Here is a 510-nt window from a genome sequence, read left to right as displayed (position 1 = left end):
CCTGGAAACGGCGCAGATCAAGACCTTCCTCAACGGTCCCGAGAGCTTCACGCCGGACAACAACTTCCTCCTGGGCGAGGCTCCGGAAGTGGCCGGCATCTATGTCGGCGCTGGCTTCAACTCGATGGGGATCGCGTCCGCCGGCGGCGCCGGCAGCGCACTGGCCGAATGGATCGTCGCGGGCGAGGCCACGAGCGATCTCTGGCCCGTCGACATCCGCCGCTTCGCGAATTTCAACAACAATCCGGCCTGGCTGAAGGATCGCATCAAGGAGACGCTCGGCCTTCACTACGCCATGCCTTGGCCGAACCGCGAACTCGATACTGCAAGGCCCTTCCGCCGCTCGCCGCTCTATGAGCGCCTGGCCGCCAAACAGGCTGTCTTCGGCTCCCGGATGGGCTGGGAACGCGCGAATTATTTTGCCCGCACCGAGGATGAGCGCACGATCCGCTATTCCTTCGGGCAGCAGAACTGGTTCGAAACGGTCGCCGCGGAGCATCGTGCTTGCCG

Annotated in this window: 1 protein-coding gene; it reads left to right on the top strand. The window is 64.3% G+C overall.

Annotated elements, in window-relative coordinates; genetic code table 11:
- On the top strand, window positions 1-510 hold a 510-nt coding region (locus tag AB4Y92_RS25520; protein ID WP_441822158.1), incomplete at both ends, for a hypothetical protein.

The organism is Lysobacter sp. TAB13, assembly GCF_052113885.1.
GTDB classification, from domain to species: domain Bacteria; phylum Pseudomonadota; class Gammaproteobacteria; order Xanthomonadales; family Xanthomonadaceae; genus Lysobacter; species Lysobacter gummosus.
This window is presented reverse-complemented; position numbering and strand designations above follow the sequence as displayed.